Annotated in this window: 11 protein-coding genes; 9 read left to right on the forward strand and 2 right to left on the reverse strand. The window is 46.6% G+C overall.

Annotated elements, in window-relative coordinates; translation table 11 throughout:
* Window positions 1-3 precede the first annotated feature (3 nt).
* Window positions 4-666, forward strand: coding sequence for a tRNA (guanosine(46)-N7)-methyltransferase TrmB (trmB, locus tag ASG33_RS17865; RefSeq protein ID WP_056288158.1), 663 nt, complete (start codon window positions 4-6; stop codon window positions 664-666).
* 52 nt (window positions 667-718) lie between these two features.
* Here the strand turns inward: trmB and gap are convergent, their stop codons facing one another.
* Window positions 719-1,732: a type I glyceraldehyde-3-phosphate dehydrogenase gene (gene gap, locus ASG33_RS17870; RefSeq protein WP_056288161.1), complete on the reverse strand. Its 1,014-nt coding sequence runs from the start codon at window positions 1,730-1,732 to the stop codon at window positions 719-721.
* 401 nt (window positions 1,733-2,133) lie between these two features.
* On the opposite strand from gap, the gene ASG33_RS17875 reads away from it, so the two are divergent.
* Window positions 2,134-2,949, forward strand: a complete 816-nt coding sequence (locus ASG33_RS17875; protein ID WP_056288164.1) for a 2,3,4,5-tetrahydropyridine-2,6-dicarboxylate N-succinyltransferase — start codon at window positions 2,134-2,136, stop codon at window positions 2,947-2,949.
* A gap of 231 nt (window positions 2,950-3,180) precedes the next feature.
* Window positions 3,181-3,564: a helix-turn-helix transcriptional regulator gene (locus ASG33_RS17880; protein WP_056288170.1), complete on the forward strand. Its 384-nt coding sequence runs from the start codon at window positions 3,181-3,183 to the stop codon at window positions 3,562-3,564.
* A gap of 15 nt (window positions 3,565-3,579) precedes the next feature.
* On the opposite strand, the gene ASG33_RS17885 is transcribed toward ASG33_RS17880, so the two are convergent.
* Window positions 3,580-5,460: a gliding motility-associated C-terminal domain-containing protein gene (locus ASG33_RS17885; protein WP_229238708.1), complete on the reverse strand. Its 1,881-nt coding sequence runs from the start codon at window positions 5,458-5,460 to the stop codon at window positions 3,580-3,582.
* Window positions 5,461-5,949: 489 nt separating this feature from the next.
* Between ASG33_RS17885 and ASG33_RS17890 the strand changes: the two genes are divergently transcribed.
* The 6 genes from ASG33_RS17890 to ASG33_RS17915 all read left to right on the forward strand — a co-directional run bounded on the left by ASG33_RS17890 (window position 5,950) and on the right by ASG33_RS17915 (window position 19,524).
* Window positions 5,950-9,111, forward strand: a complete 3,162-nt coding sequence (locus ASG33_RS17890; RefSeq protein ID WP_157474829.1) for a TonB-dependent receptor — start codon at window positions 5,950-5,952, stop codon at window positions 9,109-9,111.
* Between the two features lie 11 nt (window positions 9,112-9,122).
* Window positions 9,123-10,631, forward strand: coding sequence for a RagB/SusD family nutrient uptake outer membrane protein (locus ASG33_RS17895; RefSeq protein ID WP_056288176.1), 1,509 nt, complete (start codon window positions 9,123-9,125; stop codon window positions 10,629-10,631).
* Between the two features lie 316 nt (window positions 10,632-10,947).
* Entirely contained in the window at window positions 10,948-13,245 is a 2,298-nt protein-coding gene (locus tag ASG33_RS17900; protein ID WP_229238721.1) for a PSD1 and planctomycete cytochrome C domain-containing protein, read from the forward strand.
* Between the two features lie 174 nt (window positions 13,246-13,419).
* Complete coding sequence (locus ASG33_RS17905; protein WP_056288655.1) at window positions 13,420-14,841, forward strand: DUF1501 domain-containing protein; 1,422 nt, start codon at window positions 13,420-13,422, stop codon at window positions 14,839-14,841.
* Window positions 14,842-15,018: 177 nt separating this feature from the next.
* Window positions 15,019-15,741: a bifunctional 2-polyprenyl-6-hydroxyphenol methylase/3-demethylubiquinol 3-O-methyltransferase UbiG gene (locus tag ASG33_RS17910; protein ID WP_162242756.1), complete on the forward strand. Its 723-nt coding sequence runs from the start codon at window positions 15,019-15,021 to the stop codon at window positions 15,739-15,741.
* A 540-nt stretch (window positions 15,742-16,281) separates the two neighbouring features.
* Entirely contained in the window at window positions 16,282-19,524 is a 3,243-nt protein-coding gene (locus ASG33_RS17915) for a TonB-dependent receptor (protein WP_056288182.1), read from the forward strand.
* Window positions 19,525-19,537: the final 13 nt, after the last annotated feature.

The raw sequence follows: 19,537 nt of genomic DNA on the forward strand, positions 1-19,537 counted from the left end.
TAAATGACAAGAAGGAAATTATATCATTACAATTTTAGTGCGCAGGCCGATAATGTAATAGAATCAGGCAAACCGCTTTACCAGGAAGTAAAAGGTAATTGGAACAAACGCTACTTTAAGAATGAAAACCCGATCGTCGTGGAGCTGGCTTGTGGAAAAGGCGAGTATACGGTAGGACTTGGAAGGAAATTCCCGGACAAAAACTTCATAGGAATGGACATCAAAGGTGACCGCATTGCGAGAGGAAGTGCAATGGCCACCGAGTTTAATCTGGCAAATGTGGCTTTTCTTCGTGGCGGGATCCAGTATTCGCATGAATTCTTTGAAGAAAACGAATTAAGTGAGATCTGGTTGATCCACCCCGACCCGCAGGTTCGCGAGAGGGACGAGCATAAGAGATTGACCAACCCAAATTTCCTGGAAAAGTATGCCGGATTTATCAGGCCGGGTGGATTGTTTTGCCTGAAAACAGACAGTACTTTCCTTTATGAGTATAGTGTCGAAACATTAAAGGACTCTCCCAGGTATAAAATCCTGGAACATACCGACGACTTGTACCAATCTACTTTGCTGGATGATCATCATGGAGTAAAGACGCATTACGAGACGATCTTTACAGGCAAAGGTTACACGATCAAATACATTAAAGCCGAAGTATTACATTAAAAAGGCCCGCCGGAATGTTCCAGCGGGCCTCAAAGCTTATTATTTGATCAGACTATTTGTTGATCAATCCAGCGAAGTATTTAACTGTTCTTACCAGCTGAGAAACGTATGACATTTCATTGTCGTACCATGCTACTGTTCTTACCAGCTGCGTATCGCCCACTTTTTGAACTCTTGTTTGAGTCGCATCGAAAAGTGAACCGTAGTTGATACCGATGATATCGCTGCTCACGATTTCATCTTCTGTGTAGCCGTAGCTTTCGTTTGCTGCCGCTTTCATAGCTGCATTCACTTCTTCAACACTTGTTTCTTTTCCAAGAACCACTGTCAATTCAGTTAAAGAACCTGTCAGTGTAGGAACGCGTTGTGCTGAACCATCCAGTTTGCCTTTCAATGAAGGCAATACAAGACCGATCGCTTTTGCCGCACCTGTGCTGTTTGGAACGATGTTCTGAGCAGCAGCTCTCGCTCTTCTCAAATCTCCTTTTGGATGTGGTGCATCCTGCGTATTCTGGTCGTTGGTATAAGCGTGGATTGTTGTCATTAAGCCATTAACGATACCGAATTTCTCTTCCAAAACCTGCGCCATCGGAGCAAGACAGTTGGTAGTACAAGAAGCACCGCTGATGATGGTTTCAGAACCGTCCAGAATATCGTGGTTTACATTGAAAACAATAGTTTTCAGATCACCTGTAGCAGGAGCTGAGATAACTACTTTTTTCGCGCCAGCCTTGATGTGAGCGCTTGCTGACTCCTGGCTTGTGAAGAAGCCGGTACATTCAAGAACCACGTCTACATCATGCGATCCCCAGGGAATTTGAGCCGGGTCACGTTGTGCGTAGATCACGATATTTTCGCCGTTAACAACTACTGAGTTATCTGTTGATTTAACTTCTGCGTCAAACCGTCCTTGTGCTGTATCGTATTTAAGTAGATGTGCTAGAACCTTTGGGCTGGTAAGGTCATTTATGGCGACAATTTCGATACCCTCCATATTGTAGATCTGGCGGTATACGAGGCGACCGATTCGGCCAAAACCATTGATTGCGACTTTAACTGTAGACATATCTTATTTGATTGGTTAATTATGGGCAAAAATACGAAAAATGGCGTGTATTTAAAGGATAATGGCCGAAAATTGAGGTTAAATAAGCATTAACACTGCGCTATCTCATAACTGTTTATACTACTGATATTAGTAAATTTGGATCACGCTAACCATTCATTTTAGTATGTTTGAGTTTTTATTTACTAATTATAGTAGCATCCAATCAGTTTTGTTCTTGTTTTAAAATGATTACTTTCGTTAAGCCTTTCAATGTAGGCCTTGATGAGAATTGGTTATTTATCTGTTTAAGTTAAAACTTTTAAATATAGTGCGGGGCGGCAAAAATAGAATTACGCTTTTTCTCATAACTGAGTGATTATCAAATTGTTTATTATATTATATTAATCTATTACTTTAACATGACAGTTGCTGAGACTATTGAGAATTACTGGCAGAACAGAGAACTTTTGAAAGAGGAGAGCGCAAAGGGTTTTATTAAGGACCTTATAGAAGAAGTTGACAAGGGAAGGCTTCGCGTAGCAGAGCCACAGCCTGACGGTTCATGGACGGTTAACCAAGCGCTAAAAAAAGCAATCATTCTTTATTTCCCAATTCAACAAATGCAGACAACAGAATTGGGAATTTTCGAATACCATGACAAGATGAAGTTAAAGACCGGATACGAGCAACTCGGAGTGCGCGTGGTTCCGCCAGCTGTTGCCCGCTACGGAGCATACATTTCCAGGGGAGTTGTACTAATGCCTTCTTACGTCAACATTGGCGCATATATAGATGAAGGAACAATGGTCGACACCTGGGCGACTGTGGGAAGCTGCGCGCAGATCGGAAAAAACGTTCACCTCAGCGGTGGCGTCGGAATAGGAGGGGTGTTGGAGCCGGTACAAGCTTCACCAGTAATTATTGAAGATGGGGCATTCATTGGCTCACGTTGTATTGTGGTAGAAGGCGCGCACGTGGGTAAGAGAGCTGTACTGGGTGCTGGTGTGACAATTACCGGCAGCTCGAAGATCATCGACGTTACTGGCAGCGAACCAGTTGAATATAAAGGATTTGTTCCCGAAGACTCTGTTGTAATTCCCGGAACATTGCCGAAAGAGTTTGCAGCAGGTACCTATCACGTTCCATGTGCATTGATCATTGGAAAGAGAAAGGCCAGCACAGACTTGAAAACGTCTCTGAACGACGCATTAAGAGAAAATCAGGTAGCTATCTAACTGAACTTACCAGACGAATATGAAATACGGTGCCGCCACGGTGCCGTATTTTTTTGTGTTCACACTTCAAAGATGTTCGCGTTACTATCACTATTGCTCAGTCTATATTTGTGAATCACAGGATTTACAATATTAATACCGATAATTTACATTTGTATTATTTAGTTTAGTTGTAGAGTTGCGGCTTGTAAATTACATTTGTAACAGTTAAGCTTTTAGCCGATTTTACAAATGACATTAAGCGATAAGATTAAAAAAATACTTGCCGACAAGGCACTCTCACCCTCCATATTCGCAGATGAAATTGGGGTACAGCGTTCCAGCATGTCGCATATACTGGCCGGACGCAATAAACCGAGTCTGGAAATGGTACAGAAGATTGTTAAACGATATCCTGACTTAGGATTAGAGTGGATTCTCGATGAAAATGAGCTGCCACAATCAGCACCTGAACAACCTGCACCAAGGATAAAGAAAGAGACTGCTGTTTCAGCGCAGCCTCAGGAGAGAATGGTAGAAGAGCCGAAAACAATAGCTGCTCTATCTGAAAAACGCGTGGATCGGATTATAATTTTTTACACGGACGGGACATTCAAGGAGTTCCAAGAGAAGTAAGTCAGAGGTTTACTGTCATTTCAGCAGAAGTACGGTACCTTCTACCTCCTGATCGAAAGTCTTGATTACATAAGGATAGCTGCCGGAAGGAGCGGCGGCACCCTTGTACTGACCATTCCAGGGTTTTTCGTAGCCTTTTGACAGGTGGATCACCTCGCCCCATCTGTTGTAAATGCGGACTTCAACGATCTGATCGCGCGCATTCTTAATCTCGAAAGTATCATTGTTACCGTCTCCGTCCGGCGAGAATGCAGTTGGAATGTACATTTGTTCGATTACATTGATGTACGTACTGGCCTGGTAAGTACAGCCCGAAGCACTGGTTACCGTAACGGTATAAGTTGTATCTACAAGTGGCGAAACAATCGCTGTCTCATCGCTATTTCCCGAGAGTATTTCGTAGGCTGGTCCCCACTCAAAAGTAGCGCCAGGCTGCGGTGGCGAGATTACGGGACGCAGGTTTGACCGTGACCCTTTCGTCATCATTTTGGAAGCCGGCATCGTCACTTTAACTTCCTCCTGCGTTACCATCATCGTATCCCTTCCCCGACAACCTTTAATCCCATTCGTTATCTCAACAGAATAGGTACCCGGCTCTGAAATCTCAATGGTTGCATTGGTTCCGGCGAGAGGCGCATTTTCTTTTCTCCACGCAAGCACCTGATCCGCGGCCACATTCCCTCCATTGGCATACATAGAGATGGAAGAGCCCTTACAGAAAGTCGGCGCATCTGCCGTAAGTTTGGCTTCAATAGGTGCAGCATAACGAACCCTGACCGCAAGCGAGCTGGTATCCCTGGAACAAATGCGGGTATAGCTTTTCACAACGGTGTAGTTTCCTGAATCTCTTACCATCATGCTCGGCCCGGTAGCGCCGGGAATGTTGAGCCCGTTCAGCTGCCATTGATACGACCAATCCGCCGAACTTTCGGTATTCAGCTCGATAGGCCCGTCAGGACAAAACAAGACTTCTTCCACCGGAGCAGATCCCATTGTAATCACCGGCGGTGTTGGTAGATCATTGTTGCAGTCGATCACCAGTAGCTGAAAATCCCTTCTTACCAGACCAATCCGCTTGCCATTTCTGTACTCTTCGCACTGTATTGCAAAAACGTACAGCCCGGTACGGTTGGCGTTCACCGTCAGCTTGCCCGCATTGTCGATGTGCAGTGGCTGCGGCCCGGGAATAACATTGGAAAGCGAAATGCCGTCGACCCAGGTTACAGGCGGGTAGGGGCTCCTCGCAGCAGCATTTCCGAAAGGCGAACTTCCCGTGGTAGAGCCGCGCCAGGGCACTACCAGCGAAAACCGGAGCTCGTCGCCTTCCTTGTCGATTGCGCTCATGTTCATACTGAATGGCGCGTTGGCGCAAATGTACTGCCCGTTCGGTTCAACGAAAGCAGGAGCGGAGTTGGTGATTTGCAAGGGTGGAAATTCAAGATAAAATACCATCCCATTATCTCCCGGCCCCACTATATTATTGATATCGCCATTTCTGCAACAGCGTTCCCACGCGATGTAGTAACCTTCATCGTCGCTGTACTGGTTGGGATCAAGCGTTATTTGTCCGCTGTAAACGCCCACGCTGGTGTTAAGCGATCGGCTGCTTGCACAGGCTTTATTTTGGTAGGCAATTGCATTGGTGGATTGAAGCCGCACTTTAAGACTGCCCATAAGCTGGTTCGTGCGTTTCTCGTAGAAGTAAATGTCGGCTGATTCGTCCCGGTTACCACCTGTATTCACAGTAGGGATAACAAGATTGTTGCTGTCCCAAAATTGGATCAGCCGGATCTGGTAAGTGTTGGTATTTCCCACCCGGAGCATCTGCAACTCCCCGCCGACAATATGATTGGCTCTGACTAACGGCGTTAGCCCAAGTAGCAGTGTTAATATCAACCAAAATATTGGTAAAGTTCGTCCCATACGCCTTAATTTCCAACGGTTACCTTTCCTTAAAGTTAGTCACTACCAGCAATATACTGCACCAGATTCAGCGGTATTTCCAGGTCATATTATATTAATTGTTCCTTTCATACACTTTTTGGTCTTTACCGGACAGAACAGGACAGTGACCGGTCCAAACCGAGATACTATTGTAGGATTAAAGTACAATTCGAATCAAAAATTGCATTTATTAAGTACAAATCATCTTCATCATCACCCGCTGTTTTTGCTCCCGCTTATCCGGAGGCATTAACAGGTTTTTCTTTTTTCATTATCCACTAAACCTGTTTCCTATGCTTAAAAGCATTTACAAATGCATTCGTGTTAAAACAAACCCAACAGTTCAACCAACCCCAATCCTAAACTATGCATCTACCTCGACTATTGAATCGTGACACCTGCCTGAAAGTGCTTCCGAGAGTACTGTTACCGCAAGTGTTCATGGGAATCCTGTTTACCGGTGTGACAAATGCCGAAACCAATGCACCTGCCGGTCTAAACCCGGCGATCCACGCGACCGTCGACAGAACGATCACGGGTAAAGTAACTGACGACAAAGGTCTCTCGCTGCCCGGCGTAAGTGTGATTATCAAAGGTTCGAGCTCAGGAACTGTATCCGACGCTGACGGCCGCTACTCGCTCAATGTACCTGAAACGGGCAACAGCGTGTTAGTTTTCTCTTTCGTAGGCTACCTGACGAAAGATGTTACGGTGGGAAATCAAAGTGCGATTGATGTGCAGCTGGCAGTTGATACCAAAGCATTGGAAGAAGTGGTCGTGGTCGGCTACGGTACCCAGCGCAAGCGCGACATTACTTCTGCGCTTTCCGTGATCAATATCCAGGACATCGGTGAAGTTCCCAAATCCAATGTGACCAGGATGATCCAGGGACAGGCACCGGGGGTGATTATCAAGCAAAAGAGCGGTACACCGGGTCAGCAGTTCGAGGTAAAGGTCCGCGGTATCAGCTCACTTGGAGCCGGTAGCGATCCATTGTACGTAATCGACGGGTTCCCGGTAGGTATCTCAGCAGGACAAAACCTGAACCCGAATGATATTGAAACCATATCGGTGTTAAAAGATGCAGCCTCAACTGCCATTTACGGTGCACGTGGTTCCAACGGGGTGGTTTTGATTACCACCAAATCGGCCAAGGAAGGGAAAACTTCACTTAATATATCTGTCGATTATGGTGTGCAGAATGTACCTGAGTCGCGCAAAACAAAGGTTTTGAACGGACAGGATTTTGCGCAGTTCAAAAAGGAGGTTTTTGAAGGAAGATTTTTGCTCGCCAATAAGCGTAACCCGACAATTGAGGAGATCCCTATGGACTTTCGCTATCCGGACCAGACTAAATACTCAACCAACTGGTTTGACCTGATCCTGCATAACAATGCACCCTATACGGATGTGAACGTAACGCTTTCGTCCGGCTCAGGCCCGATCAAGTCCGTGATTTCAGCGGGTTATTATAAAGAAGCAGGTGCATTGAAATACACAGATTACGACCGGGCTTCAATACGTACCAACCTGATGGGCAAGGTAAACAAGTTCATCACAATGGGCGTGAACATCGCGGGTAGCTATTCCAGGTCCAGCCTGGCAAGTACCGACGGACGTAATGCACAAGTTGGCCTCACCCTGATCGCCGACCCGCGCTACCCTGCTTACGATGAAAAAGGAGACCTGATCCCTTTCTATAATGGAGTGGGCGATGTATTCGGTTTCCCCAATCCATTATATATGTTAAAGAATATCAACCGTGACAGGAATATTGCAGATGTACTTTCCAACGGGTACATAGAGCTGAATATCCTGCCGGGTTTGAAGTTCAGGTCTTCATTGAATGCAAAGATCAATTATAACAGGTACAAGGAATTCGTCCCTTCCACGATTGGTCTGCCAGTATCGACAGGCAGCAACGGCGCGCCTCCGCGGATTGCCACAGAACGTGACGATTCGGAAGAACTGCGTAACTACGCTGCTGACCAGTTGCTGACCTACGATCTCAACATTGGCGAAAATCACCATTTTGACGCATTGCTGGGTTATACTGCACAGCAGGAAACAGTGAAAGGATTATACGGAAGTGGCAACACCTTCCCGGATGACCTGGCTCCATTCCTGGGCAATGCGACGATCCGCTCTTCCAATTCTATGGAAAGAACCTGGACAATGCTTGCTTACATGGCGCGTGCCAACTATTCGTTCAAAGACAAGTACCTGCTTTCAGCTTCAATCCGTCGTGAAGGTAGCTCCCGGTTCAGCGAGGGACACCAGTTTGGTAACTTCCCTGCGGCCTCTGTGGGTTGGAGAATTTCAGAAGAACGTTTTATCCCGAAAGCGGCCTGGCTGACTGACCTTAAACTCCGCGCCAGCTGGGGTATGACAGGTAACAACAGCTATGCAGTGAGCGCCAACAACAACTTTGGTGTCGGACAAAATGCAGGCGATGATGGTAACTACGCGAGTCTGGCATTCCTTGGAATCAACAACTACGTACTCGGCAACTCCCTTGCTTCCGGTAAAACAGTGACGCGCTTTGCTAACTCGGAGCTTTCGTGGGAAAAATCCAACCAGCTGAATGTAGGCTTGGATCTTGCCACATTTAACAACAAACTGGTCTTTACATTAGAATACTATAAGAAGATCACCGATGACATGCTGCTTGGTTACAGCATTCCGGCGGTATCGGGCTTTACATCTACTCTCAAAAATTTGGGTAAAGTTCAAAACCAGGGTTTTGAGTTTGCTGCCAATTACCGGATCAAACTGGGACGAGTTAACCTTCGTACCAATGCGAACGTGACCGTTAACCGCAACAAAGTACTTGCGATCAGAGGCCAGAACGACTTCATTCTGCAGGGTAGCCAATATGGCGGCTACAATATCCAGCAGGTTGGACAACCTATCGGTATGATCTTCGGCTATCGCAAGCTGGGTATCTTCAATACGCAGGATGAGATCAACAAGGCGCCATTGCAGGAAGGTGCTGTACCAGGCGCGATGATATTCGCCGATTTGCACGGTGCACCCGACGGCGGCCCTGACGGAATTGTTTCCTACGATACCAAGGATATGACCATTATCGGGAACCCGAATCCCAAGTTTAACTGGGCGTGGACTGTCAATGGAGACTACAAAGGTTTTGATTTCAGTGTATTGTTAATGGGCGCTTACGATTTTGACATTTACAGAAACATTGAGGCATCTACCATGAATATGGATGGTGTGTTCAATGTACTCGATAAAGCAAAAGACCGGTGGAGATCGCCGCAAAACCCTGGCTCAAATCCTGCTGACAAGCATTCACAAGGCGGTACTGACTACTTCAAATGGTCACGCGAGAGCAGCGAACGTTACGTGTACGACGGTACCCACACCTGGATCAAAAACGTAACAATCGGCTATACAATCCCGAGAGTAAAGGGCGTATTGTCCGACGCGCGCATTTTCATCAATGCAGCCAACTTGTTCCTGATCACGAAATATCCTGGAAATAACCCTGATGCCGGTGTGCGCGGCGGGACGGAGCTCAATAACGATGACGAGTCGTATCCTGTCCCAAGAACTTACTCTGCCGGTATAAAAGTGAACTTCTAACAACATTTGTAATGAAAAGTAAAATCATAATCGGAATCATAGCACTCGGGCTCCTGCAATCGTCCTGCAGTGAAGACTTTCTGAACCAGACCGACCCGACGAAAGTGGGCGTGGATGTATTCTATAAGAATGAAGCGCAGGTAAAACAGGCATTGAATGGCGTTTACGGGCAAGTTCAGAGCTTGACAAACACCGGCTATCTCTTTGGTGAGTTTTATACCGATAATACGACAATCGACCTGAATCCCTCGGACAGAGGTGGCGCGGGCGGCTGGGAAGCATTCGAGTACGGCACAGTCAACTCTGGCAATGGGGAAATAGCAGCGCTTTGGAACAGCTACTACGCGACCCTCTACAATCTCAACCTGACACTTGAAAAAATGGCGGACGCGACTATAGACGAAGGTCCGCGGAAGGAAATCGAGGGCCAGTTGAAGTTTCTGAGAGGTTATCTGTATTTCAACCTGGTGCAGTACTTCGGAGATGTGGTGATCGTCACATCTACATTGGCTACCCCTGATCCTGCATTTGACCTGGTAAGATCACCTCAGGCGGAAGTATGGGCGCAGATTGAGAAAGACCTCAAAGAAGCGGCTGCTTCATTGCCTGCCAGGTATGCAAATGCAGCAGACAAGGGACGTGTGACCAAAGGAGCCGCATTGAGTCTTTTGGGTAAATCATATCTCACGCTGAAAAGATATGCCGACGCCGTTACCACTTTGAAAGAAGTGACCACGATGGGATATGCATTGAATGCAAACTATGCAGATAACTTCGATCCGGCGCCTGCCAAGAAGAACGGGATTGAATCTATTTTCGAGATCCAGTACCAGGGAGATAATGACCTCGGTGAATGGAGCAGCTTCCAGTATGTGTTTGCTCCAAGGGTATCCAAAGGCGCGGTGACGGGTTATGCAGCTGGTGGAAACGGAGGCCGAAATTCTCCAACCAACGATATCATAGAAGCCTACGAAACGGGCGACCTGAGAAAAGATATCTCTCTTAAAACGAGTTTTACGCTCGACGGCAAAGTCTATCCTGTTCCTTACGTAGCGAAATACAATTATCCGCATACCATTATTGGACGGACCAACACCAACTGGCCGGTACTCCGCTACGCCGACGTGCTGCTGATGCTCGCCGAAGCTATTAATGAACAAAGCGGCCCCACAGCGGAAGCTTATGATTTCTTAAATCAGGTTCGCAAACGTGCCGGTTTGGCCGCATTGACAGGTTTGGACAAGAACACATTCAGGACAGCTGTACTGAAAGAACGCAGGCTGGAACTCGCATTCGAGAATCAGCGCTGGTTTGACCTGAAAAGAACCATGACACCTGCACAATGGGCTGCATTCATGAATGCTCACGGCGCACGCGAAAGAGCGAAGCCTACCATCGACAGGGGGAATGTTCCGTTCAACTCGACTGACTATGTGTATACTGAAAATGAGTACGTGCTGCCGATCCCTGCACCGCAGATCCTGATCAATGCAAAACTGACTCAGAACCCGGGATACTAAACAATGCATCGGGGAAACACTAGCAATTGTGTTTCCCCGATAAAAACTATAACTTATATGAGCTATATTCGTTAACTTACTAATAATGTCCTTACTAAGTTGCGATACTTACACACCCCGGATTTCATTCAATAACTATATAGCATAAAAGCTTCACAAGACAGAACAGGATAGAAAATAGCAGTCAACGTTCTAGTATTGTGTATTCTACGTCAAACTCCCGATTATTCCTGAACCCCTAATTTTTTAGATTGTGTTACTTCAAGCAAACGAAACATTCTGGCTGTGGCAGTTTTTAGGCCGGTTGCACCCTTTGATGGTCCATTTCCCAATCGGATTACTGCTGGTTGCCCTTTTACTTGAGTTAATGGACTGGCGGCGTAAGTCGGCTGCATTGCGCGACGCTACTGCTATCGTGACGTGGGTCGGCGCAGGAAGTGCATTGCTCGCTGTTGTTTTCGGATTATTGCTGGCCGATTCGGAAGATGCGAGCGGTACCAGCTTCGAAATCCATAAATGGTCTGGGATAGCAACCATGACACTTGCGGTTGCAGCTACCTTTGCATTAAGATCAAGAAACCGCTCCCTTTTCCGCTCCCTGCTTTTCGTTACAGTTTTCGGCGTATCGTTCGCCGGACACTACGGAGCAATGCTTACCCACGGCGACGATTACCTGTCCAGCGTGTTACCATCCTCGTCCGAACCGAAAGAACCTGCGGGTACTGATGAAGCTGATTTTGTACTTACCAACACAGGCGCATTGAGTCCCGAGCAGGTGCAAAACCTGAATGTGGAAGTACGCACCATTCTTGCACACAACTGTTACAGCTGCCACAGCGAAACCAAAACAAAAGGCGACCTGCGGCTCGATAGCAAAGAAGCCATTATGAAAGGAGGCGAAGGCGGCCCTGTGGTTGTCCCCAATCATCCTGACAAAAGTGAGATCATCCGTCGCATTACTCTACCCAAAGGCGACAAGGAAGCAATGCCGACCAAAGGCAAAAGGCTGACGGAACGTGAAGTGAATGTCCTGAAATTCTGGATTGAAAAAGGGGCATTATGGCCGGATGGACAGCAAAAAAGCATTTACCGCGTTGCAGCCCTTGAACCAAGAACACCGGCGGTTCCGGCTGCTACCGCGGAGTTGAATAAACCCGTCGACCTGTTTGTCAATGCATACTTCAAAAAGAATAATGTGACGTGGAAGTCAGCTGTTGATGATCGGCTCTATATCCGTCGCGTTTACCTCGACATTATCGGACTTTTGCCGCCGCCAGAGAAAGTTGACGCATTCGTTGCAGATACCCGGCCGGACAAGCGTGAAGTACTTGCGAGAGAGCTTTTGAACCGCAATGATGATTACGCCCAACACTGGATGTCGTTTTGGAACGATGCGCTCCGAAACGATTATACAGGTACCGGCTACATTACCGGCGGCCGGTTTGATATTACCAAATGGCTTTACAGCTCTTTGCAAAGCAACAAGCCATATAACTGGTTTGTGAAAGAACTGATCAGTCCGAACAAGGAATCGGAAGGATTTATTAAAGGGATCAAATGGAGGGGCACTATCAATTCGAGCCAGCGCACCGAAATGCAGGCTGCACAAAATGTATCGCAGGTATTTCTGGGACTTAACCTCAAATGTGCCTCTTGCCACGATAGTTTCGTAAGTGACTGGAAGTTGGCAGATGCCTATGCATTCGCAAACATCTTTGCCGATACGCTCCTTGAAATTAACCACTGCGATAAGCCGACCGGAAAAATCGCTGGTACCAAAATGCTTTTCCCTGAACTGGGTGAGATCAGCGTGGATGCACCGACTGAGAAGCGCCTGCGCCAGCTGGCAGATTATCTGGTGCAACCCAAAGACGGCCGGCTATACAGAACGGTAGTTAACCGGGTTTGGGCACAGTTGATGGGCCGCGGCATTGTGGAGCCCGTAGATGTAATGGACAATGTTCCCTGGAGTGAAGACCTCCTGGACTGGCTCGCTTCTGATTTCGTGGCAAATGGATACGACATGAAAAAGCTGATCTATACTATTGTCACTTCCAAAACGTATCAGCTTCCTTCTACCTCGGTGAAAGAAGCGGGAGACATTATGGCGAATGATTTCAAATTTACCGGAATGGTGAGAAGGCGCCTCTCTGCCGAGCAATTCTCGGATGCGATCAGTATTGCATTCAAACCAATGTACTCCGATTCAGCGATCATGTACAAGCGGTTGCCGGAAGATATCAGGCAGCGACTGCCATTTGCCCGTGCTGCCTTTGTGAAAAACGACCCGTTCCTAACTTCGCTTGGCCGGCCAAACCGGGAGACCGTCAGTACAAGCCGTACCTCACAGGCCAACCTGTTGCAGGCATTGGAACTGACCAATGGGAATAAGTTTACTGAAACACTGAAATCAGGATCCAAGGAATGGAAGGCGAAATACCAGACTTCGGATTCGCTGGTAACTGCATTGTACCGGAAAGCGCTTGGACGAACGCCATTACCAAAGGAGATCGCAGCAGCGAAAAAGATCCTCGGACCTGCGCCAAGTGAAGAAGGAATTCAGGATCTGGTTTGGGCTATCGCCTTAGTACCAGAGTTTCAATTAATATATTAAGATCGATACTTACAGAACTTACATAAAGTATTAAAAGTAAAATACTAATGATAAGCGCGAGACGTATAAATCTTTTTTAACAATTAATATTACCATACAGGCGCTACTTGATAAAAGTCTTAAATGTTAATTTACCTAAGTTGTTCATTATTATTAGTTTAAAATATTATGACAATGCAGAGCAAATGGAATAGGAGGGAGTTTTTGCAGCATGCCAGTGCCGCAACACTGGCTGCGCTCGCCGCGGGAGCTCCCGTTTCAAACCTGCTTTCTTCCTGTAAAAGCAAGTCTAACTCTTCGGCCGACACGGTAATCCTTTTATGGATGGCGGGAGGAATGGCCCATACCGAGACCTTTGATCCCAAATTGTACACGCCTTTCGAGAAGGATATGGAAGGCAACCGCGTACTGAGTACTTTCAAATCGCTGCCTACCAAGCTGGACGGAATTCACTTTTCCGAAGGTCTACAATCGATCGGAAATGTAATGGACAAAGGCACGCTGATCCGGTCTTATGTGGCAGCCGACATGGGGCACATCCTGCATTCGCGCCACCAGTACCACTGGCATACCTGCTATGAGCCGCCGCAAACAGTCGCTGCGCCGCATATTGGTTCCTGGATCGCCAAAGAGCTCGGACCTAAAAATCCTGTTATTCCTGCATTCGTGGATATCGGTCAGCGATTCACGGTGGGGGAAGCCGAAGAGCTGAAAGCTTTCCATACTGCCGGCTTTTTGGGAAATGAATTTGGTCCGTTCTTTATTCCTGATCCTAGCCAGGGACTTGAAAGTGTTCGTCCGCCGGTTGGAATGGATGCAAAAAGATTTGAGCGCAGGAACCAGCTTTACAATGAACTGATCAACAATAGTCCCGTCGGAGAGTTCGGCAGCGACTACCAGCGCGAGTCCTTGAAGCGGTCTATGGAGCAGGCTTATGCATTGCTGAATTCACCAGAGTCGAAAGCATTTGACCTGAGTACCGAACCTAAAAAAAGCTACGACATTTATAATACAGGCAAATTCGGACTTGGTTGCCTGCTCGCGCGCCGGCTTACGGAACAAGGTGCCCGCTTCATTAGTGTCACCACAGAATATGAGCCGTTTAAAGGCTGGGATACACATGAAAACGGACATACCCGCCTGGAAGAAATGAAGAAACAGATCGATGGACCTGTGGCGCAGCTGATCAAAGACCTGGATGAAAAGGGCCTGTTGGATCGTACAATGGTCGTTTTGGCAAGTGAATTCAGCCGCGATATGATGGTAGAAGGCAGACCTGATGCCAAGGTACTGGAACAAGTGGCCCAGCCCGACATTCTTTCCGACCTGAAATTTTACGGAATGCACCGGCATTTCACCGACGGATGTTCCATGCTGATGTTCGGAGGCGGTATCAAAAAAGGGTTTGTTTATGGAAAAACCGCAGACGAACGTCCCTGCAAAACCATTGAAAACCCAATCAAAATTGATGGTGTGCACCAGACGATCTACCACGCACTCGGCATTGCGGAAGACACTCAATATGAAGTTGAAAAGCGCCCATTCTATACAACGCCGGACGGAAAAGGGAAGGCCGTAATGGAATTGCTGAGTTAATAGGTCATTCTTCGTTTTGTTTTGGTAAATTGACTCAATCTGATCTTGCATAAGCCTTATAATCACCACGCAAAGCCGCTTAATAACTAGTTGAGAAATTATTAGATATTCAACAGTTAAGATCATTTTTTTGGCAGGAGCGACAATGCTCAATCATCAATGTCAACGGAGTTGTATATGACCCAAACCACGTTTTTTCATTCAGAAGAACTTTACAATTTAAAGTCACCAAAGGAGATCACACCGATACTGGTGCAAATATTCCAGCCAAAAAGTGTTGTGGATTTCGGATGCGGGTTGGGGACTTTCCTTTATTGCTTCAAGGAACAGGGCGTTGACCGGGTACTTGGAATGGATGGACCTTGGGTTGATAAAACCCTCCTCAAAAAATATCTTAAGGAGGATGAATTCAAAGAAACGGATCTACAAGAGCGGATTCTGGATGTTAAAGACAGGTTTGATCTTGCAATAAGCTTGGAGGTCGCAGAACACCTTTCACCTGCAAGCGCAGACCGGTTTATCGAAAACATAGTTTCATTAAGTGACAATGTTGTTTTCTCTGCTGCCATACCCGGCCAGGGTGGGCAAAATCACATCAACGAGCAATGGCCAACTTATTGGATACAGAAGTTTGAACAACACGGGTATACTTGTCACGATGTTCTGAGGCCGTACTTCTGGAACAATCCGGACATTTTTTGGTGGTATAAACAAAACATACTCGTATTTACAAAAGACAAATCCGTAGATATCTCTTTGCGCCAGCAAAAGTTGTACGATATGGTTCATCCGGAATTACTAAAGGCAAAGTCAGACATGATTAACGGTAAAACGGCGGGCTTTTATTTTGCTCTTCGTTTATTTACAAAGGTTTGCAAAAAGAAACTCGGGCTTGCCTGAGCACTCAATCAAACCCGAACATTCCCTGCAATTCAAAATTAAAGTAGCAATATACTGTCACTCCCTACACTGCGTAGGGAGTACTTTCTCCTTCTTTGCTAACATCTAAATACAGCAAGTCCTTCACCAATTCATCCTGCAAAAACAAGGAAAATTAAATATTCCTTAAAACCAGACAGAGCAGGACAGTCGATACTGGTAATCATTCTACTATTGCAGAAATATTACTTTGAGAATTAAAGATTGGCTTTTCATACTACGCAAGCCAGTTTGTTCTTAGAGTATTCCTATTTACAACTACCAACTCTCTTCATCTTTTGTGTACTTGACTCATTATGAGGCAATTGGTACACCTGAAATTCAATATGATTTAAATAAGATTAAATACAAGTATTTCAATTAGTTACCGACTATTCCTAACCCTGATCATTATTCACTTAAACCCGGATCGTATGCCAAAAGTCAGCCAGTAAAGTAATTCTCAACTCCAAAAGTCCCCCATGGGGAAAACCTCGACAAAAAACATTAATGCTAAATCCTATGAATCAATTTCGACAATTTCCCTATTGTTCCGGATTGAATTCGTTCATTAAACTCTCATTGAGCCAGGTGCTCATTGGCGCAGCTTGTGGACTGAATGCGTACGCCGGTAACAACTACGCGATCCCGAATGCATATACCGAAAGTGGTAGAGTTGCGATCGACAAGAATATCAAGGGCAAAGTAACCGATGAAAGTGGTGCAAGTGTGCCCGGTGTAAGTATCCTTCTCAAAGGAACTACCATTGGGACAGTTTCCGACGCGGAAGGTGCTTATTCGATTAACGTACCAGATCAGGGCGGAACTCTGGTCTTTTCTTCCGTTGGTTTTGTGTCTCAGGAAGTCGCTGTCGGCAGCAACAATACAGTTGACATTAAACTGCTCTCCGACTCGAAAGCACTTTCGGAAGTAGTGGTTGTCGGCTACGGTAGCCAGCTGAAAAAAGAGATCACCGGTGCTGTGCAAACTGTCAAAAGCGAAGAGCTGAAAGATATCCCGGTTTCGCAGGTAACCCAGAAATTGCAGGGAAGACTTGCCGGTGTGCAGATCAACCAGACTACGGGTAAGCCGGGGCAGGGGATGTCCGTCCGTATACGCGGGCAGGTTTCTGTAACAGCAGGCAGTGATCCGCTATATGTTGTCGATGGTTTTCCGATCACCGGAACAATCGCGCAAATGAACCCGGACGAAATTGACGATATTACAATACTGAAAGATGCGGCCTCGACCTCCCTTTACGGTTCCAGGGCAGCAAACGGCGTGGTGCTGATCACGACAAAAAGAGGAAAACCCGGACAGACCAGCGTAGGATTCAATGCATTTTACGGTTTCCAGAAGGTACCTCAAAAAGGGCGCATTGAAATGCTGACCGCGCAGGAATTTGCGCAATTCAAGAAAGAACTCTTTGAAGATGAGAACAGAACAGTTCCCGCTCCATTTGACAAACCCGAGCAATTTGCCAATCAGAATAATGACTGGTACGATGCATTGCTGCGTACAGCACCGATCCAGAGCTACAACCTGACCGTGAGCTCGAACAAGGAAAATATGCGTACCTCACTCGTTGCGGGTATTTTCAATCAGGAAGGGGTTGTTATCAATAACAATTACAAGCGTTTTTCCCTGCGGATGAATACGGAGTACGACATTTCCAGCAAGGTGAAAATCGGCTTTAATATCGCGCCGCAGTATGTTTACGATAATACACCAAGAACAGATGGTGACCGCGGTACGGGTATCCTCTTCAATGCACTGCATACCTGGCCGGTAATGCCGATCCGGGACGCGAACGGGGATTTGACGAAATTCAACCGTTTCCCTGATAACACCGGGAACATTTACGCTTATCCAAACTGGGTGCGCGCAGCAGAAGAGCTGACCAATGAAACGAAAATCACGAAACTGCTCGGAAACAGTTTCCTTCAATATCAGCCGATCAGAGGGCTGACGCTTAAATCGACGTTGAACATTGAAATGGAGAGCAACAAGTTCTTCTTCTTCAACCCGTCGACGGCTACGAGCGCCATCAACGTACCTATCCCGACAACTGCTTCTTCCATTCGCCAGAACTATCAGAATTTCTCCTGGCTGAATGAGAACCTTGCCACTTATAACCACAGCTTTGGAGAAAAGCACAATTTTGAACTCCTGGGTGGTTTTACACAACAGAAATTCCGCCAGGAATTTGACCGGATTACTACCAATACTTATACCGAAGACAGGCTGCCAACAATCCAGGGTGCATTGAACATCGACAGGGGCGGGACCTTCAATGTGAATGGTATCTCTGGCTCCAATACCTTCAATGGTGTAAATGAATGGTCACTGCTATCTTACATTTCACGTCTGACGTACAACTACAAAGGCAAGTACCTGTTTACTGCAGCTGTCCGCGCTGACGGATCTTCACGTTTCGGTTCTGAAAACCGCTGGGGAACATTCCCGTCGGTATCCGCGGGCTGGGTTGTTTCTGACGAAAACTTTATGCAGTCCATCAGCCGCGTTTCATTTGCCAAACTGCGCGCGAGTTATGGTGTGATCGGGAACAACAACATTGGTAACTACACGCAATACGCTCTCATCAGTCCGAACAATGCTGTGTTTGGAGATAAAGTTGGCCCTGGGGCAAACGTTACTTCCCTTGCAAACCCAAACCTGGGCTGGGAAACTACCAAGCAATTTGATACGGGTCTTGATCTGGGTTTGTTCAACGACAGGATCCAGTTCATTTATGATTTTTACACCAAGCGTACTACCAATCTGCTTTATGCGGTTCAGGTTCCTCAGGAGTCAGGCTTTACCAACTACAATGACAACATTGGTGAGATCAAGTTTTGGGGACACGAATTTTCGATCACTTCCCGTAACCTCGACGGCAGGTTGAAATGGACTACCAATGCAAACATTTCATTCAACCGCAACAAAGTCCTTGAACTTGCCCCGGGTATTGACCGCGTGTATGGTACTTTCCACATTACGCAAGTCGGTCAACCATTCGGCCAGTTTTATGGAATGGTGAAAGAAGGTTTTTACGAGAGTGCCGAAGATCTTGCAAACTCACCCGTGATACCCGGCCGCTCAGCAATCGGAACGATCAAATTACGTGATGTGAATGGCGACGGTGTAATCACTTACGGTGGCGATGCCGACGACCGTACCATCATCGGAAGTCCTTTTCCAAAGTTCACTTATGGTATCACCAACAACCTGAGCTTCAAAAACTGGGATCTTTCCGTTGTTGGTTCAGGATCGCAGGGTAACCAGCTTTGGGTACGTCACATGTACAGTACTGCCAACCTCGACGGCGTTTTCAACATGGTTGCCGGTGTGAAAGATCGTTTCCGTGTGAAGAATGTGACGAACGAAAAAGGAGTGGGTATAGCTACAACTGTGATTTCAAAAGGAGATGGCAGGTTCGGCGCGACTAACAATGGTGGAAACTTCACCGGGATTGAGCGTGACTGGAACAGTTCTCACTTCCTGGCTAACGCGTCTTACTTCACGATCAAGAACGTGACAGTAGGCTACAACATCGGCGCTGTAAACAAATTCTTCAAATCAGCCCGCTTGTACGCTTCGATTCAGCAGGTGTATGTTTTCACGAAATATTGGGGTGGACCTAACCCGGAAACGAGCGCACAGCCAGACGGACAAAGTGACGGCGGTAACCTGAGCCAGGGTGTCGACTTCTCAAACTATCCTGTACCACGTACCTGGACGCTGGGAGTGAACCTTAACTTTTAGTAAGATCAGTTAC

The sequence above is a fragment of the Dyadobacter sp. Leaf189 genome, from assembly GCF_001424405.1.
Lineage (GTDB): Bacteria > Bacteroidota > Bacteroidia > Cytophagales > Spirosomataceae > Dyadobacter.